This is a genomic window from Microbulbifer echini (assembly GCF_041447225.1).
Classification (GTDB): Bacteria; Pseudomonadota; Gammaproteobacteria; order Pseudomonadales; family Cellvibrionaceae; genus Microbulbifer; species Microbulbifer echini.
Genome location: NZ_JBGMEL010000016.1, coordinates 23,602 through 45,013, shown reverse-complemented (window position 1 = coordinate 45,013; position 21,412 = coordinate 23,602). Strand labels below are relative to the sequence as shown.

Below are 21,412 nucleotides of genomic sequence, written 5' to 3'. Positions count from 1 at the left end.
GTGCTTTTGTGATAAGTTCAATCCAAAAGAAAAACTGGCCCCAGTGACGATAGGCAATGAAATACAACCTAAACCATATCATCAAATGGGTTGCCAACATCCAATTCTACTGGTGGGAATCCAGGGAGGGTGACGCTAGCAGCGGAGAGATTTATCTCCGCCTCATCTATGTGACCTTCACCAAAACGATAGATGGTTTGCAGGTCTCCCCTACTCGCTCTCACATCGTAAGCCACAGCTTGCTCGACAACTGCCTCGTTATCCCTATGGTGGGCGAGTATTGCTTTTGCTCCATGACGTTTTTCCAGCATGGAGCGGGTCAGGCGGGGGGAAAGCACCGCTGCCGTCGCATTGTTTCCTCCAAAACCTTTAGAATTCAGTAACGCCAGATCCAGTGAGCTTGGATCTCGCTCCACATGTTCAAGGGAAATCTGTAGATTTTTTTGATGAACATCGTCAGCCACTCGGTCAACCGTGGCAATACCCGGTATTATTCCCCTATCAAAAATACCCAGCGCAGAGATCAATTGATCCCCACTAGCCGCCGAAATGGAGTGCCCCACATAAGCTTTCACTGCACACACTGGCCACTCCTCCACTCCGAAAACAGAAGCCAATCTATCCAGTATCGCTGACTCAGTAACCCGATTTTGTGGTGTACTGGATCCGTGGGCCTGAACAAAACTGCGTCTCGTCAAACTCTCATCTCCAACTATCGCTCTCGACTCCGCCATAGCTCTGGCCATTGTCAAATAGTTACCAGGCCCCGGTGCGGAGATCGATTTTTTATAACCATCAGCGTTGATATAAACACCCGAAACTGAGCCATGGATGTTCGCACCCAGCTCAAGGGCCAGGGTATCATCCATTAGAATCGCCCACTGAGTACCCTCTCCCAAAGTAAATCCACAGTTTTCCCCAAATGGACGACTAGTACGGCGGAAATCGACCTCACCTGAAAAAATTTTGCGCAGGTTCTCAGTAGTTGCGAGCGCCCCCATGGTGGAATAACCATCGACAATTTCAGGAACAAGCGGTGCCTCAGCAGCTCCTATAACGGCCACTCTGGCTCGACCACTGCGAATGTCCTCAACACCTGAGCGCAGATTGTATAAATAACTGGCACAGGCTCCGGTCACGGCCCCGGTAGAACCGACATTACCCAGCACATAGGCGTTCACAAAGTCCGCAGGCATACTGTTTAAGCCCAATGCCAACTGCTTGGAGCTGACCCGGGAACCACGCAACCGGGATTGCATCAGCCCCCCGTTCCCAAAGGGGTCGAGCTGACTCATAGCTGATGAGGCGTAGACAGAGATATTGCCAGGACCAGCCGCGGCCACAACGGTTTCCCAGTCGATCCCCATAGAATGCACCGCATCAGAAGCTCCCAGCACTGCCAGCTGCAGCCCGCGGGGGTGAAAGCGCGAATTATATCGCTCACCGGGCTCGAAACCCGTAGGCAGCTGCCCCGCGGCACCAACCGGAATCTCACGAAAGCTATCCAACATGACAGAAAGGCTTGCCGTGGTCACACGAACCCTGCCACTGCCCACACTTTCTACTTGCCATTCATCGGGCAAAGGGTGGGGAAGCTGGCGGGTGGATATTTCAAAAGACATGCCACTGTGGTTAGCCAGGTCCGCAGCCTGGTGAAAATGGCACTTACGGTAGTCGTAAAAACGCGCCTCCAATTCTCGCACCAAGGTACCATCGAGCACACGCTGTTCCAGACCTAGACCCAAAGGACCAGTGGCATCGGACCCCGTGCGCAATCCCATGAGCGCAGCTAGGTCGGATAGCGTGTCAATCCGCTCCCTCCGAGAGAGCTTTTCCAGCACCGTGCGGGCATACCCCCGATGAAAGGAGCTGCGTCCTGCGGGATTAAAACCACCAAACGCGGTAATTACGGGAAGGCGCTGCATCCTGACCTCCAGCCAAGCTAAACACTATAAATTTGATGTCTGCGAGTGTAGGGGCTGGCGATTGCGCCCAGTTATGGGCATACTGGCCAGCAAAATTGAGTGTTTTAGCCAATGGCGCCAACGCGCCCGAGTATGTAATGCGTACGGTTACCTTTCTTCTGATTGATCAAATGTTAGCTACCGGGACAGTACTCCCCCTAGAGATGCTTCGCGGAGCCGAGAGCCGGGCGCGAGTGGAAGGACGAACAGAGCCCCTGCGCCTAGTGACAGCCAGCATGGATGGGCAGCCCGTGAAATCTCGTTGCGGCTTCACCTTTCAACCCGATATGGCATTAAGCGAGACGCCAAACAGCGATCTAGTCTACATTCCAGCACTTTGGCGTAATCCTCGCCCCGCTTTAAAACGCAGCGGACCGTTGCTGAAATGGCTGAGAGATCAGGCTGAATTAGGAGCATCTATTAGCGCAGTGGGAACCGGTGTTTGTTTCCTAGCAGAAGCGGGCCTACTCAATGGTAAACCCGCCACCACGCACTGGCATTATTTCGACCGCTTTAGCGCTGACTACCCCGAAGTCAAGTTAAAACGCCAGTACTTTATTACTCAGGCGGACAAGCTCTTTTGCGCCGCCAGTGTCAATGCCCTCGCAGACGTCACCGTACATATGATCCGCCAGCTCTACGGACCCGCAGTTGCCAGCCATGTAGAACGAAACTTCTCCCATGAGATCCGCAGACCCTTCGAGGAAATCGCCTATTCTGAAGGGGCAGTACGCCTGCACCCCGACGAAGATATTGTGCAAGCCCAGGCATGGCTGAAAGAACACTGCAATACGGAAGTACGCCTCAGCGAAGTGGCGCAAATGTTCGATATGAGTGTCCGCTCCTTTAATCGACGCTTCAAACTGGCGACAGGACAGACCCCCCTGCAATACTTGCAAAATGTGCGAGTGGACATGGCTAGAGAACTCTTGCAGTCAAGCAACTTATCCGTTAATGAAATTGCGGAAAAAGTGGGCTACCAAGACATGGGGCACTTCACGGCACTCTTTAAAAAATTCCTGTCCACAACCCCAAGTGAGTACCGAGCCACAGTGAGAGCAAAGTTATTCCGGGTAAACACCTGATTTCTTTAGAAAGATAACATCACTGTCGACAAACTGCAGTTCAGCGCCCAACTCCTGAGCGAGCCAACGTAAAGTCTCTGCACTGAAAAAGGAGATATGTGTTGGATCACGAATATAGTGCCAACTGGCAAAACGCTCGGGTGAAATAACTAGTTTTGTCATCAGTGCCATAAAACCGCCAGGGCGTAATTGCCGCCAAAGCCTTGTCAACTCATCTCCAGGGGCAGCCAAATGCTCTACAACTTCCGTCGCCACGATAAAGTCGTAGTCTTTTTTAATGGCGCCATATTCTGGGAAATAATAACGGTCAAACAATTCCACTCTGTGGCCGTTTTCCATCAAAATACGAGCTAATAGTGGGGCTGGCCCACAACCAAAGTCCAAACCTTCACTCGCTGGCGAGAGCTCTTTCAATAGGGGCGAAGCACATCGACTGAGGAAGCGGTGATAACCTTCATCTTCCATCCCGTTCTCGTGAAGGTCGTAATATGCATGCTCTTCTTTTGCAGAGAGGTGATGCTCAGAGGGAACAAACACCAGAGCGCAGCGGTTACATTGGTAGTAACTGCGAACCTTATCTCGATAGTAAAACTGTGCCGCGGAATAGCGGCACAGCGGGCAAGTTTGGGACAATTTATGCGGCTACCGAATCCGACTTTTTATCGGCTTCGTCCTTCACAGCTTCATTGTGATGCAGCAACTTACCTTCGCTAATTTCTATTTTACGCGACTTCATTGCCTCTGGTATTTCTCGTACCAGCTCAATGTGAAGCAAGCCATTGGCAAGTTTCGCATCGGTCACTTTTACATGATCCGCCAACTGAAAGCGCCGCTCAAAATTTCTCGCAGCGATCCCTCTATGCAAAAAGTTTCTTTGCGCAGGATCTTCAGGCTTCTTTCCATTTACGGTGAGGCGGTTTTGCTCTACCTGAATGTCGAGCTCAGACTGCTCGAAACCCGCCACTGCCATTGTAATCCTATAGCTATCCTCACCAGTCAATTCTATATCGTAAGGGGGGTAGGAAGGCTGTTTCTGCTCACTGGTGCTCATTGCATCCAGTAAGCTGGCCATACGGTCAAAGCCAATTGCGGAACGGTATAAAGGGGAAAAGTCAAAATTACGCATTGTTATATCCTCAATTCAGAGCAATATTAAATTCTGCTCGCCATTAAGCCCGAGCATTACCAGCGGCGGCACTTTTCGCTTTAAGCTACCACCCGCACTCCAGAGATAAGGACGACCACAAAAATTTCAAGGCGTGAAAGAAGAAAAATGCAAAAAGAAGAGAAACTGTCAGGACAAACTACTCCCCGCTTATTTATTGGCGTGAGGCCTGACAAAAAAACACAGGAATTCCTCGACAACTTAATAAAGCATTACCAAAAACAACTAGAGAACATAAAAAGCGACCATCTTCGCTGGACCACTCCAGCTAATCGGCACCTAACACTCGCGTTTCTGGGTAACACCCCAAGAAAAATAATTCCACCTCTTAGGCAAGGCCTTATTGCGCTCGCGCAAAAAAAACCCAGGTTTCAGGGATTGATTTACTCATTGAATCCATTCCCTAGGCTCAACCCGAAAGCCCTTGTCGTGGAACTGGCGACCAATCCCAGCCTGCTGGAGCTCCACCAAAACTGTAACCGAATTATTGGCGAGTTAGGTATAACACCTGAAAAGCGGACTTACCGGCCACATATCACCCTAGCACGCAGCAAAGAAGGGTTTGAACAATCCTCACCGTTCAGGCTGGACTTTTCGATATCAGTTGAAAACATCACTCTTTACGAGAGCACTCCAGAACCTCAGAGCAGTCATTACCACCCCCTACTCGAAGCTGCCCTTTGTGAAAGATAACGCCACAAAACATAAAAAAGCCCGCATTAAGCGGGCTCAAAGCGTTCTATTTTAAGGCATCTAAAGCGTACTCGGGGTACATCACTAAACGGGGGCGCGAAAGTCGGCGTGCATCAAAGACGAAAACATAACGGGTACCGTCATCCTCGGCGGGAATCGTACGACGAAACTTCCAGGTGTTGATCTTGTATGTCTGACGGCCAGCTTCAACAGTCGCCACCAACCGATATTGATTTTTTCCCAGGAACTCAAAAGACAAGCGCTCTCCGCCAGAGGGCTTAAGCATCAAATTACGGAAAGTCTGCTTGTTTTCCCCGTTTTTATCTGAAAGCAAGTTATCCAGGCGTTTTTGCTCACGCTTCACGTAAGCGAGTAGCTCTGGATCAATTTGCGTCTCAACAGTCGGGGCTGGCTCGGGTGGAACCTCACGCTTCTTCGGCTTTTCTATTGCCGCAGTCTTTAATTTCGGAGGCTTAGGCTTCTCAGCCCTTGCTTTTCTAGCCAGTGCGGCACGCCTTTCAGAAGCCTCCGCCTTGGCGACCATAGAATCCACCACTTCGCCAATCTTATCCTGCTGAGCAGAGATCTTAGTCTTGGTTTCGGCGATTGCCTGCCTCTCCGCCCCAAGCTTTGACAGAAGCTCCTCATGGTTTGCCTGAATAAACTCCAAGCGGCGACTGCGGCTATCCACACCTCGCTCTGCCATAGCAAAACTGTGCTTAGCCTTGGTCAGGCGGCGTTCAGAGTCCGAGGTTCCATTAGATTCATGTAACCGACGGGCCTCTTCGAGCTCAACGCGACTCTCCTCATACTCCTTGCGCAACTCATTAAGAGATTCCTGCGCTCGCTCAAGCTTGTACTCATACGAGAGCAGCTCGTTCTCGATATCCTCCAGCTCAACCTGCCTGTTTTCCAGAGACTGCTCCAGACGTGCCAGTCGGTTTTTTTCCACATTGAGAGCGGATTGCGCCTGCGCAACCGCCCCGCCAAAAACTACCAGGCCCGCCAAGAAGAGCGAGCAGTACCGCTTTACCGCCATTGTCCAGAACCCATTTCTCGATTTTTCGACACTCATAAGATAAAAGCCCAGAGGTTGTTTTTTGTTCAAGCTTCCCAAACCCCCAGTACAGCAACGTTAATTTTACGCAGTGCTGAGCTCGCGAGCAATGACCTCTCGTCCACCCTTTGTACCCATTCGATCAATCCGACACCAAAACTTGGCAATGAAAGTCGTCGCAATGACTCTTCAGAGAATTTTCTGTGACATTTTCCAGTGATAGCGCTTGATTTTTTTTTTAGCGGAAGCATTATGGGTAATAGGGAGACGATCGCTAGACACAGCGGAAACCCGACCCGGACGTAAAACACCCAGAGCTGTTCCGACAGCAATATTCGTTACGCTCCTGGTGAATCGGCGATTCTACTGCGGTCTCGACCCCTCCCTCTAGGGCGCCCTACCTTCTTTATTAGCAAACCGCAAAAGCGGCCTGCATGGTTTCCTATAACCGGAGGTATTTACCTATGAAATCAGCGTCCAACGATAACATTGTGTTCCGCGATATCGACAAATCCGCCGCCCTATCAGACACGGTATCTAGAAAGTTACACAAACTGGAACGTTATTGTGGCGAAATCATACACAGCCGTGTAGTTCTAGAAGCTCCCCACCAGCACAAAAGCAAAGGCAAACAATTTAAAGCCTCCCTCGAACTGGCCATCAGCGGCAATCCAGTGACCATCAGTAATGAAAACGAATCTATACACCGGGCTGTTAATGACACATTTGCTTCAGCAGAACGCTGCCTGAAAGAGCGTAGCGAACGCAAAAAAGCGCAGCGACACCAAGCACTTTGTGAAGCCGAGGAGACCGTGGAGGAGTAAGAACTAAATTAGCGAGCAAATCACAAAAACGGCGCAAATGCGCCGTTTTTACTTGAGCCCCGATAATGTAGGCAGTTCGTGAAAAACCCCTATTACATTCCAGGTCTCTCCAAACGAAAAAACCCATCAACCCCAAAGGCGACTGAAGCAATCTGCAAGGCAGGGGTTATAAGCCGCAAACTATCCACCTACGGGCGTACGCATTGTGACAAATTCCTCAGCGGCTGTTGGGTGAATGCCAATTGTCTCATCAAACGTTTGCTTGGTGGCGCCTGCCTTCAAGGCCACAGCCAAACCCTGGATAATCTCACCGGCATCATCACCAACCATGTGAACGCCAATCACCTTATCGGTCTCGGCATCTACCACCAGTTTCATCAGTGTCCGCTCGGTATTACCGCTCACTGTGTGGCGCATCGGGCGAAACTCTGACTTATAAATAGTGACAGAGATTCCAGAATCTCTAGCCTCCTCTTCAGAGAGCCCTACCGTGCCAATATTTGGCTGGCAAAATACCGCCGTCGGGATATTATTGTAATCAATTTCGGCTGTATTTCCCGTACGCCAGTGTTTCACCAAAGCCATCGCCTCCGCAAGGGCCACGGGTGTCAACTGCGGCTCACCAGTAACATCCCCAAGCGCGTAAATGGAGTGAATGTTGGTGCGGAAATTATCATCAACAGAGATGGTGCCATCCCTGTGCAGCACCACTCCCCGCTCTTTCAGGCCAAGCCCTTCAGTATTCGCAACTCGCCCAGTTGCATAGAGGACCATATCCACATTCAAGCTGGAACCATCCCCCGCATGCACAAGAAAACTACCATCCTGCAATTTCTCAATGGCACTCACCTGATGATTAAATTTTAAATCGATATTTTTCTTAACCATTTCATCGCGGACAAAATGGCGAATATCACGATCAAAACCTCGCAGGAATAGTTCCCGGCGATAAGAGAGGTGGGTTTCAGCCCCCAAGCCGGCAAATATCCCCGCAAACTCAACCGCGATATACCCACCTCCAACAACCAGTACGCGTTTCGGGAAAGCCTCCATGGAAAATACATCGTTAGAGGTCAAAATAAATTCTTTACCCGGAATATCAGGAACAAAAGGCCAACCACCTGTGGCGACCAAAATTCTCTGGGCAGTATATTCACGCTCATTTACCACCACGGTGTTAGCACCTGTGACCTTGGCCCGCCCATCAAAAACTGTCACACCGGAATTTACCAACAGATTGCGGTAAATATTATTAAGCCGGGTTATTTCCTTAGCATTGTTATCACGTAATGTTGGCCAGTTAAACTCCGCAACAGGAGCTTCCCAGCCATACGCTTTGGCATCGCTAAAGTCTTCACTAAAGCCACTGGCATAGACAAATAATTTTTTGGGGACACAGCCCACATTAACGCAAGTGCCGCCCATATAACGGTCTTCGGCCACAGCCACCTTCATCCCCTGAGCCGCAGCCATTCGCGCGGCTCGCACACCACCAGAGCCCGCCCCAATCACAAAAAGGTCAAATGCAAATTCTGCCAAAGCAAACCTCAATCTCTAATTTAGTTTCCGGACAAATATCGAAAATCATAATCTCCACAACACGCATTTTGCGTCAAAGCTGCCATTCCGCACTTAATAACCATTGACACTTTTTCACCTCTTCGATATTCATGTGATAACTGTCACAAAAAATGCTTCGCCAAACAAAGAGTTAAAACAACTGAGCAAGTTTGGCGGATAGAATAACGGCCACTGAAAAGAGTAACGCATGGGCAAGACAATGAACTCTCCTACTTCAGCCATTTTACGAGCCCTGGGGCTTCTGTCTCTGCTGATTGCAAGCACCTCAATCAGCGCCAAAACCCACCCTTCTTATCTCACAGAAGAGTATTGCAGCAGTGTGGTGGAACAATTTGTCGGCTCGGGCATGCGCAGCCTGGGCAAGTATGTTAATGAACACTTCAACCCCGAGTATAAGGGGGGCATTCGCAATACAATCCGCTTTCTTGAGCAGCGATCCGAGTGGCTGAATGAATGCAATGAGTACTTGGTAGACACCAATAACACTTACATTTTTCACAGCCAGGATGACACCCAAGACATCTTTATGGCGATCGATGAGTTAACCCGAGAGCTACAACATGTCCGCTCCGGGGTTGAATATCGGGATGATACGGGAAATAACAACCCCGCACCTTTCATCAAACGCCGCTTCACCACCCTGGCACAGTTGGTGGACCGCCACCATACGCGCCTATTAATGAAAAAGCAGTTTCAATAAGCCGTGATCTCACAAAGGTCCCTAGGGCCCGCATACTCAGCGGGCCCCTCCTCCTGGTGAAATTAACCCTTACGTGAATATTTCACTTCTGGTTTAGACGGAGAGTTAACTGTTCGGCGATTGAACCCCACCATCGAAAAGACTTCCGGCATACGCTCCTTCAACCCTGCCCCAATCCGTGATATCAACGCAGACAGCCTTGGGCGGCGCTTTTCAGCAAAGGGGACAGGCCTACAACTCTGCATAGCGGCAAGCCCGATACGCGCCACAAACAAGCTCGCCCCAACGCCCTGGCCTAGGCGTGCTGACACCGTACCAATTAAACTGTCGCCCACCAGATCCGGCCACATTTCACTAATCGCATATTCACTGGCTCCACTGTAAGCCACCAGCGCAAGCACCTTTTTGAACAAGCGCCAACGCACGACCAGGGACGGCTGCACTCCGTAAATTTGCGCCACATCATCAATCATTCGCAACGATTGGCGCAGAGCCACCAGGATGTCGAGACTAGCAAAGGGACTGAGGCCCACCAAAGCCCCTGTTGTTGTAGAGTGACGCACCACACGCCGCTTGGCCTCCTGATCGAGGGCATCGAGGAAAGTCACCTCTAGATGCTGTAGCAGCTCACTGCTATCGTAGTAATCCGGCGCCTCATCCAGCACTCGATTGAGCAGTACTCCCTGAGGTTTCCCTGCAAAGTGGTCCTGAAGTTGTTGGCGAAAAGGTTCAGCTTCCTCATGGCTGCGACTCTCCCGCATTTCTGCAGCCATCGTCTGGGTTCTTTGCAATTTCCGCAGGGGCCGCCCCGCACGAAAAAATTCCCATAGAGAGCTGGCAATTGCAAATACGAAGGTCGCGATCACCACTCCAGCGAGAACACCAAGGCCCCAATGTTTATCCGCCGCCCAGGTATACAGCTGGCGCAACTCCCACCCAAGCACGGCAACGATCAACGCAATTGTCGAAAATAGTGCCGGCTTCAACCATTTCAAGCGAAAAACAGGTAAGCGTAACTCCGAGAAAGCAATTCGGTCTGGCAGGGACTCTCCTGTGGTAATAGACCTGGGAATATCCCCATCCTCTTCTCGAAGAGCTTCTACCCGTGTGGTCTCTCTATGCGAAGCTTCCCGCTCTGGCTCCTGTAAGGACTCTATTCGCGTCGTACGACGCAGAGTTTCTTTGTCATCATCCCCCATCAGACCTTATCTCCAAGCAACAAATTCAGAAGCGCATCGACACGAATATGCGGAATGGAGCCCGAATCCATTCCCTGCGGGGGGCGTAACTGGGGCGGCGCCGCACCGGTATAGTGGCTCCAGTCCCGCTCCTCTCTCGGCAAATGAGAGGAAATCTCAGCATTCTCAAAGCCCAAATAACGCCCTTCTAGATCGTGCCCCACCAACATCCGCCGGCCATTACGCTGATCTTCACGAGAACATCGCACCGCAGCAATAGCCTCACTAAAAATCGGTAATCCACGATGCCGGGCTCCCGTGAAAGTTTGCTGTAATTGCTGCCCGAGTAACTGGCGCAAAGCATCGTGGTCGGCGGCCAGCACTTGATCGACCTTAGTAGCGGCAAATAACAGACGATTAACCTTTGGGCGCCACAACTTACTCAGTAAACCGGATTCCCCATAGCGAAAGGTATCGGCTATATGAGTGAATGCCAGGCGCATATCATCGAGGGCTTGCTCCCCAGCAAAAAGAGTACCGATCATATCCACCAACACTAATTGTCGATCGAGGTGCTTGAAGTGACTCTCCAAAAAGGGAGCCACCTGACCCTGCACATATGCTTCGTAATGACGGCGTAAAACCTGGTAGTTGCTCGTTTCTGGCAGCTGCTCCAACTCCCCGGCATTAAACCCGCGCAGATCAAGCAGGGGCAATAAGCTGTAATCCTCTTCATCGAGAAGCGCTCGTCCAGGCTGTAAATAACTGAGCTTGCGCTCACGGCGGCAGTCCAACAGGAAACCGCGGTAATCGTTCCACAACCTCGCCAGCTCAGACCCATTTGCTTCAGCTTGGGGCGATAGAGCCGCCAGGCGAGTTACCAGTTCCGGGGCCAATCCTGCACGGGTATCCGATTCGATAATATGGGCTTGATGTCTACACCACTCACGATAATCCATGCGTAGCATTGGCAGGTCCATCAACCATTCACCCGGATAGTCTCGCAACTCCAAAATCAGAGTCTTAGGGCTGCTGCCACGAAAACGGCCATGGCGCCGCAAGTGAATATGCAACTCCATAGCCGAAACATCGCGCGTGCCTTGTGGCCATTTGGGGGGGTGAGACATCAAGGCGGAGAGACAACTTTCATAGTCAAACACTGGCAGGCCGGAGTCTAGGGCTGGCTTTAACTCCGCGCCGAGCAGATCTCCGTTCAGCGCCGGCGCAAAACCGGGTAACTGTGCCTTTTGCGGGTGGCTCAGCTGGTAGATCAAACTGGTAAGTAGGGTTGATTTTCCCGCTCCACTCAGCCCCGTCACCCCCACACAAATACGACGGTCCATGAGTCGCTCGGCGACCCAATGAGATTTTTCCTGCGCGCCACGCCCCCAGTGGCGCAATTTTTCCTTGAGTCGTCGGCTCCGTTCGCCTCGACTACCTGAAGGGCGCTCCGAGCTCTCCTGCCCCGGCCCTGTCACCTGCGATTCCATCGGGAGTTTACTTCCAAAATAGAGAACAGGCCCGAAAAATGGGCCCCAAAAAAGGTCAGGCACTGCCGTTACTGGCAATGCCTGGCTATGTGCAGTTCGACAGGGAGGAGTTAGTCCACCAAGGCAACGTCGCCCGATCCCATTACGGTGAAAGAATCCCGCTGCGGACGCTTCAGAACAATATCCCCGGACCCCATCACAGAACCTGTCGCGTTATCTGCGCGCAAGCTGCGACCGACAAAGTCGCCAGAACCCATAATGCGGATATTGACATCGGCTACACGGCCGCCTACCCGCATATCACCAGAGCCTTTGATTTCGGCAGAAAGTTTCTCACCGGTGATGCCCCCCAAGAAAACGTCACCCGAGCCACTAATCGCAATTTCACTGGTGACTGATAAGGCCTTGTCTAAGATCAAGTCCCCAGAACCAGTGACATATGCGTTGAGGTTCTCAGCCGCTGCCTTGGCAATTCGCACGGTACCAGAGCCCGTGACTCCTAGGTCAAGACTCTCACTCTCGAGCGATTCCGCCACAGCTTGGCCGGATCCCAGAACCACAATAGCCTCAACCTTTGGCATGGTTACCGTAAACTGTACCTTTTGATCCAGATCGCGGGTGATGGTTATCACACCAAACCAGCGCTGAGTATTATCATCCACAGACAGCTCGAGCGTGTCGCCTTTCAGCTGGGCTTTGGCGTGGGCCATTACTTCAGCCGGGCCCGTAGCATTCACGGCAAAATGGGCCCCCTGTATCACCTCGACATGGGAACTGCCTTTGAGGGATACCCGGGTAAATCCATTGACATCGAAGCTTTTACTTTCCATTTCTTCTGCCTCAGCATGAGCACTGCCAACCGCAAAAAGGGTCAGTAGAGCAATCAGTGGGGCTAAAAAAGCTTTTTTAGTGGTTGCCATTGCAAAATTCTCATAATTATCACTGTCTCGTATTACTAGACTACCCGAGCAGGTGAACTGGATGCAGTGCCATCAGAAAAATTTCTGAGGCACTAAAAGCAAAGACTGGTCAGTCTTTACTCAATTTTAACAAGCCTAGCCTAAGCACACTCCGCCTCCGCGCAGCCCAACTTCTGCAGCGCACCGCGGATTTTCTCAGCTTCCATGGCCAGCTGCTCAGATGTTGCATTTTTCTGCAAGGAAAAGTCAAAGTCTGTCAATGCATCAACTGGAATCAGATGCATATGGGTGTGCGGCACTTCCAGCCCGGCAATCATCACTCCCACCCGCTTAGGTGAATAAACTGATTTCAAGCCTTTGGCGACTTTTTGGGCAACCAACATCAAGTGTGCGGCAAGCTCCGGGGGAACCTCATCCCAATGATTAATTTCTTCCACCGGAATTACCAGGCAATGGCCGGGCTTAATCGGGGAAATGGTCATAATCGCAATAGCTTTATCGTCTCGCCAGATAAAGTGCCCAGGTAAGTCCCCATTCAAAATCTGAGTAAAAATGCTTGCCATAATTTGTTCCAACCTGTTGCAATTTTATATTTGGTTCAATCGTGCAGTCTAACATCTACACTATTAAACACAGAGCAAAGTGATAAAAAACACTAATATAAATAGCAATTTTTTATTTGGCGTAGATAAAAGCAAAACCAATAACAACCTGTCGAACGGAATGACAATATTCTTAAAGCAAGTTGGCAGTCCAAGAAGATATGACTTACGCTGCACTGCAATTAATGCTGTACCGTAATTGAGCCAATGCATCCTGTGCATTTTTCGTTATCACAATATTTTTTCGGCTCTGCGGAATTTTATATTTCAGTACCAACTGCTCACCGGGGGGAGAGATATGGACAGCCTGTTAGATCAGGTCGGTGGTGCTAAATTTGTCTGTCATACAGTCAATGAATTTTACGAAACCATAGGCCGACACCTTTCCAATTACGAAACCTGCGATCATCGCAAACAACAAAGCCGCCAAGCACAATTCCTAAACCACGCCTTCTCCGAACAACCCGAGCCAGATCGCAGTAGCCGTGCCAGCTTCCTTGCCCGCGGCCTGAATCCAGCCCTGTTCGACGCACTCCTCGAATACCTTGAGGCCCGCCTGGAAGAGCTAGGCTTTCCCTGGCAGCTCAGTACAGACCTCGTACAAACGGCCAGTAGCCTTTATGGTGGTTGTGAACAGGACCTCTCCATCGCCTGCTGAACCACAGCGCGCCGCATCAGTTGCGGCGCGTGCAACCTCTCAATACAATTGCTCCCTCACAGCCTTTACCTCCCGTTTTCCAGCGCAACGGTAAGCGCTACTTCTATATCAGAATCAGAGACTATTCATGAAGATTGCCAACCACACAGTTGTGGAGATTAACTACACCCTGAAAGATGCAGACGGAACAGTCATTGACTCCTCCGCCAATGGGGAACCGCTCAAGTATCTGCAGGGCGTGGGCAATATCATTCCCGGCCTCGAGCGGGAAATGCTGGAAAAGGCACCCGGGGACAAATTCACTGCGGTAATCGCTCCTGAAGATGGCTACGGCCAGCAGAACCCCGAGCTGATCCAAACCATGCCGCGCAGCGCCTTCGGTGGCGTTGAAGACCTTGAGGTTGGCATGGCTTTTCACGCTCAAAGCACCGATGGCCATCCCATTGAAGTCGAAGTTGTCGATATCGATGGCGATGAAGTCACCATCAATGGCAACCATCCGCTGGCGGGAGTAGAGCTGCACTTTGATATTGAAGTTGTCTCTGTACGTGATGCGACTGAGGAAGAGATCGACCACGGTCACGTGCACTAAACTGCATAGCGGCCCATTTCGGGCCGCCTTCTCTCCCTCATGTCCTCTTCTTCCACAGAAAAAATTGTACTCTTCGACAGCCAGTGCAACCTGTGTAACGGCTGGAGTCGCCTACTTCTAAAGTATGATAAGCACTATCGCTTTACCCTTTGCCGGGTGCAGTCACCGGCTGGACAGTACTATTTAAAGAAACTGGGCTTACCCCGGCATACCTTTGAAAGCGTTATTTTGTTGGAGCGCAACGGGGGGGCTTTGTGCCAATATCACAAGAGCGATGCCGTCTTGCGCATCACAAACGACCTGGGTAGCTACTGGCGCTATATTGCCTTTTTGCGTTACATTCCACGCCCAGTGCGAAACTGGCTATACGATCTGGTCGCGCGCAACCGCTACCGCTGGTTTGGTCGGCGCAGTAGCTGCCTGCTGCCCTCTGCCGCAGACAAACATCGTTTTCTGGAAGAAGTATCGGAAAAGAATCCCAATGAGCCTGTCTGAACAATACCTGCAACGCTTTGGTGGTATCGGCCGCCTCTATGGTAATCACGCCCTGGAAATATTGAACCGAGCCCATATGGTGGTCATCGGTATCGGGGGGGTGGGCACCTGGACCGCAGAAGCCCTTGCCCGCAGCGGGGTGGGTGCTTTAACGCTAATCGATCTCGACGATATCTGTATCACCAATACCAACCGTCAGTGCCATGCGCTGGCGTCTACCATCGGCCGTATGAAGATCGAGGTTATGGCTGAGCGCCTGAAACAAATCAATCCCGAGATAAAGATCACTCCTGCTGAAGACTTTATCGCCACCGATAACTTAGCAGAGCTTATCGACCCGGATTCGGCGCCAATAGATGTAGTGATCGACGCTATAGATAATGCGCGAGTCAAAGCCGCCCTAGTGGCCTATTGTAAAGCACGCAAATTGCGCTTGATCACGGTGGGTTCCGCCGGAGGAAAGCGCTCCCCACAAGCGATTGAATGTGTGGACCTAGGTCGCACGATCAACGATCCCATGCTGGCGAAAGTGCGTCAGCATCTCTATCGTCACCACAACTTCCAAAAAAGTAGCAACCGACAATTCGGCGTAGATGCGATCTACTCCAGTGAGGCCATGGTTTACCCAAAACCCGACGGTGGGGTTTGTCAGCAGAAAAGCGCTATGCAGGATGGGGTTAAACTGGACTGCAGTGGCGGCTTTGGCGCCGCCACCATGGTCACGGGTACCTTCGGTTTTACAACAGCCACCCGCGCTATTGAACGACTCCTGCAGTCAAAAAATTAGGCAGGCGCCAGTTGAGCCCTAAGCTGATCCCTGTATCGACGACTCACAGGGATCTGCCGGCCACCCTTCAAATAAACACGTGCATCACCACTGTCCAGGGGTTCAATCTCAGCAATTGAATCCAACCGCACAATAAATGACCGGTGAACACGCACAAAGGCCTCCGGATCCAGGCGCTCCAATAACTTTGTCATGGTATCCCGCAAAGGATAGATCCTGTCACCCAGATGCAGGTTCACATAATTGCCGGCAGCTTCCACCCACTCAATATCCCTCACATTCACCAAAAACTCTTTTCCCAGTTTTTTCACCAACAGGCGCTCAGGGCGTTCAACCGGTTCTACCGGCTGCCCCTCATCGGGAAGCTGTAACATACGTGCCTCTCCCTGCATACGAATGAGCAGGAAGCGGTATAGATAGACTGCGCTTAAGAGAGATCCATACGTGCGGAAGTCTTTGAGGTACTCGTAAAAAAACTCAACTGGCCAATTGCCAAAATCGTAGGTACCGCCCCTCAGCTGATAGATCCCAGTTCGCATGGCCACCATGCTAATAACATGTAGCAGTGACCACGGCAGGGTGAGCTGTAGATGTATTGCCAGATGGCGCCATACCCTGCCTTGGCTCAAGGGGAAGCGACGGTCCCAAACCAATAATAGAGGGAGCAACATAGCCACCGACAAAATACTGGTGCCCTCCCAAACCAGAAATTCCCAAGCTTCAAAGCCCGACTCCCCATTGCGGTGCTCGAGGTACACCACGGTAAACTGCGCCCACCACTGCACCAGAAAAAACAGTGCCCAAAAGCCCATTTCGAACCATCGTCTGTGCGCCAGGTACATCTGCACCGTCATCAATTCCCGTCCTGTATAAAATTTCAGCAGCAACTGCTTGCCATTCACCCCCCAAAACCACCACTGATACCTAAAGCAGTGCCGATTGGCCCTTTATAGTGGCGGGCGGTATCTCCGAGGGGGAGCATAACGGCAACTCAATTCATAAGATAAGAGGGAAAAATGGAAAAAGTGACCGAACGCCGCCACGATATCGACGCCTTGCGTGTACTGGCCTTTGCCCTTCTGATCCTGTACCACCAGGGCATGGCCTATGTGGCCGAGTGGGGCTGGCATGTAAAAAGTGTCCACCAGAGTGAGGCGCTTCAATTAGCCATGCTGGCCGTAAACCAGTGGCGTATGCCTCTGCTATTTCTGATTTCAGGCGCCGCGACTTACTTCCTATTCCGCAAGTTAGGAAGTGGTCGATTCCTAATGCGCAGATTGCGACAGTTACTTATTCCCCTGGTGTTTGGCATGCTTGTCATAGTGCCGCCGCAAGCCTACTACGAAGCACTCAGCAACGGAGTAATTGAACCAGGCTATCTAAATTTCCTGTGGGATTATTTCTCCTTTCGACCCTGGCCAGCCGACAGCTTTGCCGGCAGTCATATCGGCATCACTTGGAATCATCTCTGGTACCTGCCCTACCTACTCTGCTACACCCTGGCCGTGATACCAGTCGCCTGGTTACTACAAACTGTATGGGGTAGCCTGGAAAGCTGGGTAAGCGGTATTCAGGCTTGGCAACTCCTGCTTCTCCCGCTACTGCCCCTCACTCTCTATGGCCTGTACCTATTCCCACTTTTTGGCGGTATTAATCACTCCGTGGTTGGCGACTGGTATACCCATGCACAGTTTTTTACCTTCTTTTTAATCGGCTACTTACTTGTCAGTGTTGAAGCCCCCTGGGGACTACTGAAGCGTCTGCGCATCTACCTGTTGGTTGCCGCACCACTGAGCTTTGGCCTATACCTACTGTTCAACCGAGTATTGGAGGATGGCTCCTTCGCCGGACAAACTCGGATTAACCTAATTATTATTTATGCCAACCGTTGGCTATGGCTACTGGCCGTTTTGGCTTGGGGGTATCACTACCTCAACCGCCCTTTCACCTGGTTACCCTACGCCACGGAAGCCGTTTACCCTTGGTATATTCTGCACCAGACCATCACCGTCACTGCAATATTTGAGCTGGGAAGTCTACCGCTGGGACCAGTTATCGAGCCTTTGCTAGTATTCACCATCACTGTCGTAGGATGCTTAATCATTCACGAGCTGTTAGTTCGGCGGCAGCCTCTGCTGCGCGTGTTATTTGGCCTCAAGCCCATGAAACCCAGCAGTGCAAGGAACACGAGCCCCCAGGCCCAGAGTGCCTCACCTCATCTGGATTCAGGTTCACCCCCATCAACCTGATGAAAGGCACGGCGCATTAAAGCGTAGAACCCGTTGCTGCGGGATTGGCTAAGGTGTTTGCTCAATCCCAGCTCCTGGAAAAGCAGAGGCAAATCTAGGGCTTGAATCTCCCCGACAGTACAGCCGTCAATTTGCGAAAGCAGGAGTGCTCCAAGCCCTTTGACTACCCGGCTATCGCTGTCGAGCCCAAAGAAATGGCGCCCGCCCATTTCTCTGTGCACCAACCAAGCCTCGGACTCACAACCTCGAACTAGGTTTTCCGGATTGCGAATACCTGGCTTGCGGGTAACCACCTTACTCCACAGCAATAACTCGCGGTAGCGCCCCTGCCAGTTGCGGTGAGAAGCCAAGCGCTCCAGCTGCAGTTGGGAAAAATCATCACTCGCCCAACGATTCGATGCACTTTCCTGCCCGGACCCCACCAGCTGCTGAACTTCACAATATTCATCCAGAGCCTGTAAAAATGCTTGTATATCGCTGTCGGTATTGTAGGCCGCCACAGATGCACGAACTGTCACCTGATGACCACTGGTCTGCCCGAGCAATTGCGCACAGTGATGTCCCACCCTCACCGCGATATCCCGCTCATCCAGCCAGTGCATTAAATCGGCAGCACTGCCATGGATCGGTACAAAGGCAACTATGCCCAGGTTGTGGCGCTCCTGGCTAATCAGGCGAAAGTTCGGTGAGGCACTTAATTCCCGGTGCAACCAACGCGTCAACCGTTGCTCGTGCTCAACCATAGCGGTACGGTCCTGCCTGGCGAGGAAATCCAATGCAGCCCCCAAACCGGCAAGGGCAGCCAGCGGAGATGTGCCGGCCTCAAACTTATGTGGTAAATCGGCATAGCGACTCTGCTGAAATTCCACTTCAGCAATCATTTCACCACCACCGTGCCAGGGGGGCATCGACTGCAAAAGTGCTTCCCGCCCATAGAGAAAACCGACTCCACTTGGCCCATAAAATTTATGCGCAGAGCACACAAAAAAATCACAGCCAATTTTCTGCACATCAATTTTTTCATGAGCTGCCAACTGGGCACCGTCCACAATCCACAGAACCTGCATTCGCCGTAATAATTGACGAATTACCGATAGATCCGGGCGAAGGCCTATTGCGTTGGAGCCCCCCGTCAGGGATACCACCCGAGTTCGCTCGTTCAATACCTCTTCAAGTTGATCAAACTGGGGGATCCCGGCTATGTGTGGCACATAACGCAGAGTCAAGTTATGGCGCGCGGCCGCCATCTGCCAGGGCACGATATTCGCGTGGTGTTCGGCCGTGGAAATAACAATTTCATCACCCGGCTGTAATTCACAGCAGAGGCAATGAGCGAGTAGATTGAGTGCCTCCGTTGCGCCGCGGCAGAAAATAATTTCTCTTGTACTGGCAGCACTTACAAACTGTTTGGCTTTATCGCGCACCTGCTCGACCATATCGGTCGACCTGCGCGCGAGCCTGTGGCTGGATCTATGCGTATTGGCACTGCTATGCATATAGTAATCACGCACCGCGTTAATTACCGGTAACGGTTTTTGGGTAGTGGCTGCATTATCCAGATAAACTAAGTTCGCATTTTCCTCTTGAGCAAAAAGGGGAAATTGCTTTTTAAATTGTTCCGCAGAAAAACTCATAGGGAAAATAAAATCTCAGTATTTTTTCTTGTTGCAGCGGCAACTTCTTGCAGGGATGCATCTCGCAATGCCGCTAACTCAGCCGCGATTAACGGTAGATTTTCCGGGCTGTTTCTTTGCCCTTGTCGGCCCGATAGGGGCATATCCGGCGCATCGGATTCCAGCACTAAACTCTCTAGCGGCATCTGTGCAAAGGTTCGACGGGTTTTGACTGCACGCGCATAGGTAATAGTGCCCCCAACCCCCAAATAAAAGCCCATTTTCCAATAGTCCATAGCCATCTGCTCACTGCCACTAAATGCATGAACCACACCTCCCCCCGGGAGATGGTATTGCTTCAGTAGCTTTAGCACTTCATTGTGAGCCCGATGCACATGCAAAATCAGTGGTAAGCGCAGCTCGCTGGCAATCTCTAACTGAATCTTAAATACAGCCACCTGTAATTCCAACGGGGTATCAATGGCAGCATCCAACCCACACTCCCCAATCGCAACACATGGATTCTGACTGAGATGCTCGGTAAGCCCCTTACCCAATTGGGTCGTGCTCGTAGAACCAGCGACTTGTACAAGATTTTTTTTCACCCACCAGGGATGAATGCCTACAGCGGCAGACCATTGCGGCTGGCTATTGACCAAAAGCGCGAGTGGTCGCCACTGTGAAGCACTAACACCAGGAATAACCAGACGGCAGACCCCGGCATCAACACAGCGCTGCCAAACCTGAGCCCGATCATGATTAAAAATCTCAAAATCAAAATGACAGTGGCTATCAATCAATTTCACGAATGCTTCTCTGGTTTTGCCTGTATCTTAGCACGAAGCTCGCAACGGACTCCGAAACTGCTTTTCTAGAAACCTGGCTATTCACCGCTCGTTTTGTCTTTTCCTCCAATACCACCCCCGCCCCCAACAACCCGTTGATTGCACCCTCTTTAGGACAGTAGTGCCCACCCCAATTTAATATCCGCATGGGTTTATACTGGCGCTTAGCCTAATTCCATTAGCGTAAGAAAATCTGTAATAAAGAAGATGGGTGGTAGGTGGTAGGTGGTAGGTGGTAGGTGGTAGGTGGTAGGTGGTAGGAAGCGTCAAAAGTTGAGCCACCTTTATTCAATCGGTGGCTCTTAAAGGTCGAAAATAAACTAGAGCTGGGCTTAGCGGGACACCGTCTGTCTCGCAGTGGCAGCCCTTAGAGCCGCCGAATTCTGCAGCCATATAATATCGCCAGCCTCGATCTGGCTTTCGGTGACATCAGACAGAGTGGCACTGAGGCCCTGCAGGCTCTTTTCTTTTGAATCGGGAGTGCCTATCGGCACCTCAAGCCAAGCCTGACCTTCCTCATCGACCACTTGGCGCACTGCGCCTTTATCCAGAGTGGTTAAGTGCCGGTCAACCGCAGAACTACTGCCCGGCGGCAAGTAAATAGTGCCATTGGTAATATCCACGGCGAAAGCGACAACCCCAGGAATAATACCAAATAGTAGGGCTGCCCCATCCAATAACACTACAGCCGGATCAACACGACCTCCTCCCTGCCCCTTGCGCTCCGGGTATAGAAAATAACCGCAAGCAGTCATATTGATCATCACTGTCAGCAAGCCGCTGAACACAATGCCACGCTTGATATTTCTATTCATGGCCAAACTCTTCTATCTTGATTGAAAATATTTCCCGGCTGCCCGCAAACCCACGAATGCGCTCGACCAGCCCTGCGAACTCCCGCCTAAACATCAGCC

General features: G+C 51.3%; 22 protein-coding genes. 9 read left to right on the top strand and 13 right to left on the bottom strand.

Annotation, left to right across the window (positions count from 1 at the left end):
- Positions 1-68 precede the first annotated feature (68 nt).
- A complete protein-coding gene (locus tag ACCI51_RS15330; RefSeq protein WP_371844353.1) occupies positions 69-1,925 on the bottom strand; it encodes a beta-ketoacyl synthase in 1,857 nt (618 codons plus the stop codon).
- Positions 1,926-2,062: 137 nt separating this feature from the next.
- On the opposite strand from ACCI51_RS15330, the gene ACCI51_RS15325 reads away from it, so the two are divergent.
- Positions 2,063-3,049 carry a GlxA family transcriptional regulator gene (locus ACCI51_RS15325; protein WP_299583294.1) on the top strand — a complete coding sequence of 329 codons (987 nt, stop codon included), beginning with the start codon at positions 2,063-2,065 and terminating at the stop codon, positions 3,047-3,049.
- Here the strand turns inward: ACCI51_RS15325 and ACCI51_RS15320 are convergent.
- Together ACCI51_RS15320 and ACCI51_RS15315 are read right to left on the bottom strand one after the other, a co-directional pair.
- On the bottom strand, positions 3,029-3,514 hold the full coding sequence (locus ACCI51_RS15320) for a class I SAM-dependent methyltransferase (protein ID WP_366525558.1): 486 nt from the start codon (positions 3,512-3,514) through the stop codon (positions 3,029-3,031). The two genes, ACCI51_RS15325 and ACCI51_RS15320, sit on opposite strands and share 21 nt — an antisense overlap.
- Positions 3,515-3,683: 169 nt before the next feature.
- Positions 3,684-4,175, bottom strand: coding sequence for an Hsp20 family protein (locus ACCI51_RS15315; RefSeq protein WP_299583288.1), 492 nt, complete (start codon positions 4,173-4,175; stop codon positions 3,684-3,686).
- A 147-nt stretch (positions 4,176-4,322) separates the two neighbouring features.
- On the opposite strand from ACCI51_RS15315, the gene thpR reads away from it, so the two are divergent.
- Complete coding sequence (gene thpR, locus ACCI51_RS15310) at positions 4,323-4,907, top strand: RNA 2',3'-cyclic phosphodiesterase (protein ID WP_371844351.1); 585 nt, start codon at positions 4,323-4,325, stop codon at positions 4,905-4,907.
- 46 nt (positions 4,908-4,953) lie between these two features.
- On the opposite strand, the gene ACCI51_RS15305 is transcribed toward thpR, so the two are convergent.
- On the bottom strand, positions 4,954-5,946 hold the full coding sequence (locus ACCI51_RS15305; protein WP_299583282.1) for a coiled-coil domain-containing protein: 993 nt from the start codon (positions 5,944-5,946) through the stop codon (positions 4,954-4,956).
- Between the two features lie 482 nt (positions 5,947-6,428).
- On the opposite strand from ACCI51_RS15305, the gene ACCI51_RS15300 reads away from it, so the two are divergent.
- Positions 6,429-6,788 carry an HPF/RaiA family ribosome-associated protein gene (locus ACCI51_RS15300; protein ID WP_299583279.1) on the top strand — a complete coding sequence of 120 codons (360 nt, stop codon included), beginning with the start codon at positions 6,429-6,431 and terminating at the stop codon, positions 6,786-6,788.
- A 180-nt stretch (positions 6,789-6,968) separates the two neighbouring features.
- Here the strand turns inward: ACCI51_RS15300 and gorA are convergent, their stop codons facing one another.
- A complete protein-coding gene (gene gorA, locus ACCI51_RS15295; RefSeq protein ID WP_371844349.1) occupies positions 6,969-8,327 on the bottom strand; it encodes a glutathione-disulfide reductase in 1,359 nt (452 codons plus the stop codon).
- A gap of 229 nt (positions 8,328-8,556) precedes the next feature.
- Here gorA and ACCI51_RS15290 point away from each other — a divergent pair, with 229 nt between their 5' ends.
- Positions 8,557-9,069, top strand: a complete 513-nt coding sequence (locus tag ACCI51_RS15290; RefSeq protein ID WP_371844348.1) for a hypothetical protein — start codon at positions 8,557-8,559, stop codon at positions 9,067-9,069.
- Between the two features lie 62 nt (positions 9,070-9,131).
- Here ACCI51_RS15290 and ACCI51_RS15285 read toward each other — a convergent pair whose 3' ends face one another.
- The 4 genes from ACCI51_RS15285 to ACCI51_RS15270 all read right to left on the bottom strand — a co-directional run bounded on the left by ACCI51_RS15285 (position 9,132) and on the right by ACCI51_RS15270 (position 13,220).
- Positions 9,132-10,268, bottom strand: a complete 1,137-nt coding sequence (locus ACCI51_RS15285) for a TIGR01620 family protein (RefSeq protein ID WP_371844347.1) — start codon at positions 10,266-10,268, stop codon at positions 9,132-9,134.
- Positions 10,268-11,737, bottom strand: coding sequence for a YcjX family protein (locus tag ACCI51_RS15280; protein ID WP_371844346.1), 1,470 nt, complete (start codon positions 11,735-11,737; stop codon positions 10,268-10,270). The genes ACCI51_RS15285 and ACCI51_RS15280 overlap by 1 nt, the downstream gene beginning before the upstream one ends.
- A 110-nt stretch (positions 11,738-11,847) precedes the next feature.
- Entirely contained in the window at positions 11,848-12,657 is an 810-nt protein-coding gene (locus ACCI51_RS15275; RefSeq protein WP_371844344.1) for a GIN domain-containing protein, read from the bottom strand.
- 140 nt (positions 12,658-12,797) lie between these two features.
- On the bottom strand, positions 12,798-13,220 hold the full coding sequence (locus ACCI51_RS15270) for an HIT family protein (RefSeq protein WP_299583260.1): 423 nt from the start codon (positions 13,218-13,220) through the stop codon (positions 12,798-12,800).
- Between the two features lie 337 nt (positions 13,221-13,557).
- Here ACCI51_RS15270 and ACCI51_RS15265 point away from each other — a divergent pair, with 337 nt between their 5' ends.
- The 4 genes from ACCI51_RS15265 (at position 13,558) to tcdA (ending at position 15,791) form a co-directional block, all read left to right on the top strand.
- The gene (locus tag ACCI51_RS15265) at positions 13,558-13,917 is read left to right on the top strand and encodes a globin family protein (protein WP_299583257.1); all 360 of its coding nucleotides are present in this window, start codon (positions 13,558-13,560) and stop codon (positions 13,915-13,917) included.
- A gap of 127 nt (positions 13,918-14,044) precedes the next feature.
- Positions 14,045-14,509, top strand: a complete 465-nt coding sequence (locus ACCI51_RS15260; protein ID WP_299583254.1) for an FKBP-type peptidyl-prolyl cis-trans isomerase — start codon at positions 14,045-14,047, stop codon at positions 14,507-14,509.
- Positions 14,510-14,548: 39 nt separating this feature from the next.
- Positions 14,549-15,004 (top strand): thiol-disulfide oxidoreductase DCC family protein, encoded by a 456-nt coding sequence (locus ACCI51_RS15255; RefSeq protein ID WP_371844342.1) that lies wholly within the window; start codon positions 14,549-14,551, stop codon positions 15,002-15,004.
- On the top strand, positions 14,991-15,791 hold the full coding sequence (gene tcdA / locus ACCI51_RS15250) for a tRNA cyclic N6-threonylcarbamoyladenosine(37) synthase TcdA (RefSeq protein ID WP_371844341.1): 801 nt from the start codon (positions 14,991-14,993) through the stop codon (positions 15,789-15,791). The genes ACCI51_RS15255 and tcdA overlap by 14 nt, the downstream gene beginning before the upstream one ends.
- Here the strand turns inward: tcdA and ACCI51_RS15245 are convergent.
- Positions 15,788-16,693: a LytR/AlgR family response regulator transcription factor gene (locus ACCI51_RS15245; RefSeq protein ID WP_371844339.1), complete on the bottom strand. Its 906-nt coding sequence runs from the start codon at positions 16,691-16,693 to the stop codon at positions 15,788-15,790. The two genes, tcdA and ACCI51_RS15245, sit on opposite strands and share 4 nt — an antisense overlap.
- 114 nt (positions 16,694-16,807) lie before the next feature.
- On the opposite strand from ACCI51_RS15245, the gene ACCI51_RS15240 reads away from it, so the two are divergent.
- Positions 16,808-18,040, top strand: a complete 1,233-nt coding sequence (locus ACCI51_RS15240) for an acyltransferase family protein (protein ID WP_371844337.1) — start codon at positions 16,808-16,810, stop codon at positions 18,038-18,040.
- On the opposite strand, the gene ACCI51_RS15235 is transcribed toward ACCI51_RS15240, so the two are convergent.
- From ACCI51_RS15235 to ACCI51_RS15225, 3 genes are all read right to left on the bottom strand, one after another.
- The gene (locus tag ACCI51_RS15235) at positions 18,007-19,674 is read right to left on the bottom strand and encodes an aminotransferase class V-fold PLP-dependent enzyme (protein WP_371844335.1); all 1,668 of its coding nucleotides are present in this window, start codon (positions 19,672-19,674) and stop codon (positions 18,007-18,009) included. The two genes, ACCI51_RS15240 and ACCI51_RS15235, sit on opposite strands and share 34 nt — an antisense overlap.
- Positions 19,671-20,459, bottom strand: coding sequence for a TatD family hydrolase (locus ACCI51_RS15230; protein ID WP_371844334.1), 789 nt, complete (start codon positions 20,457-20,459; stop codon positions 19,671-19,673). The genes ACCI51_RS15235 and ACCI51_RS15230 overlap by 4 nt, the downstream gene beginning before the upstream one ends.
- A 371-nt stretch (positions 20,460-20,830) precedes the next feature.
- Positions 20,831-21,313, bottom strand: a complete 483-nt coding sequence (locus ACCI51_RS15225) for a hypothetical protein (protein WP_371844333.1) — start codon at positions 21,311-21,313, stop codon at positions 20,831-20,833.
- Between the last annotated feature and the right edge of the window lie 99 nt (positions 21,314-21,412).

What these genes read in the sequence shown, in the direction of transcription:
- ACCI51_RS15330 (WP_371844353.1), bottom strand. Translation starts at nt 1,925, where the DNA reads ATGCAGCGCCTTCCCGTAATTACCGCGTTTGGTGGTTTTAATCCCGCA.
- ACCI51_RS15325 (WP_299583294.1), top strand. Translation starts at nt 2,063, where the DNA reads ATGCGTACGGTTACCTTTCTTCTGATTGATCAAATGTTAGCTACCGGG.
- ACCI51_RS15320 (WP_366525558.1), bottom strand. Translation starts at nt 3,514, where the DNA reads ATGGAAGATGAAGGTTATCACCGCTTCCTCAGTCGATGTGCTTCGCCC.
- ACCI51_RS15315 (WP_299583288.1), bottom strand. Translation starts at nt 4,175, where the DNA reads ATGCGTAATTTTGACTTTTCCCCTTTATACCGTTCCGCAATTGGCTTT.
- thpR (WP_371844351.1), top strand. Translation starts at nt 4,323, where the DNA reads ATGCAAAAAGAAGAGAAACTGTCAGGACAAACTACTCCCCGCTTATTT.
- ACCI51_RS15305 (WP_299583282.1), bottom strand. Translation starts at nt 5,946, where the DNA reads ATGGCGGTAAAGCGGTACTGCTCGCTCTTCTTGGCGGGCCTGGTAGTT.
- ACCI51_RS15300 (WP_299583279.1), top strand. Translation starts at nt 6,429, where the DNA reads ATGAAATCAGCGTCCAACGATAACATTGTGTTCCGCGATATCGACAAA.
- ACCI51_RS15290 (WP_371844348.1), top strand. Translation starts at nt 8,557, where the DNA reads ATGGGCAAGACAATGAACTCTCCTACTTCAGCCATTTTACGAGCCCTG.
- ACCI51_RS15285 (WP_371844347.1), bottom strand. Translation starts at nt 10,268, where the DNA reads ATGGGGGATGATGACAAAGAAACTCTGCGTCGTACGACGCGAATAGAG.
- ACCI51_RS15280 (WP_371844346.1), bottom strand. Translation starts at nt 11,737, where the DNA reads ATGGAATCGCAGGTGACAGGGCCGGGGCAGGAGAGCTCGGAGCGCCCT.
- ACCI51_RS15275 (WP_371844344.1), bottom strand. Translation starts at nt 12,657, where the DNA reads ATGGCAACCACTAAAAAAGCTTTTTTAGCCCCACTGATTGCTCTACTG.
- ACCI51_RS15270 (WP_299583260.1), bottom strand. Translation starts at nt 13,220, where the DNA reads ATGGCAAGCATTTTTACTCAGATTTTGAATGGGGACTTACCTGGGCAC.
- ACCI51_RS15265 (WP_299583257.1), top strand. Translation starts at nt 13,558, where the DNA reads ATGGACAGCCTGTTAGATCAGGTCGGTGGTGCTAAATTTGTCTGTCAT.
- ACCI51_RS15260 (WP_299583254.1), top strand. Translation starts at nt 14,045, where the DNA reads ATGAAGATTGCCAACCACACAGTTGTGGAGATTAACTACACCCTGAAA.
- ACCI51_RS15255 (WP_371844342.1), top strand. Translation starts at nt 14,549, where the DNA reads ATGTCCTCTTCTTCCACAGAAAAAATTGTACTCTTCGACAGCCAGTGC.
- tcdA (WP_371844341.1), top strand. Translation starts at nt 14,991, where the DNA reads ATGAGCCTGTCTGAACAATACCTGCAACGCTTTGGTGGTATCGGCCGC.
- ACCI51_RS15240 (WP_371844337.1), top strand. Translation starts at nt 16,808, where the DNA reads ATGGAAAAAGTGACCGAACGCCGCCACGATATCGACGCCTTGCGTGTA.
- ACCI51_RS15235 (WP_371844335.1), bottom strand. Translation starts at nt 19,674, where the DNA reads ATGAGTTTTTCTGCGGAACAATTTAAAAAGCAATTTCCCCTTTTTGCT.
- ACCI51_RS15225 (WP_371844333.1), bottom strand. Translation starts at nt 21,313, where the DNA reads ATGAATAGAAATATCAAGCGTGGCATTGTGTTCAGCGGCTTGCTGACA.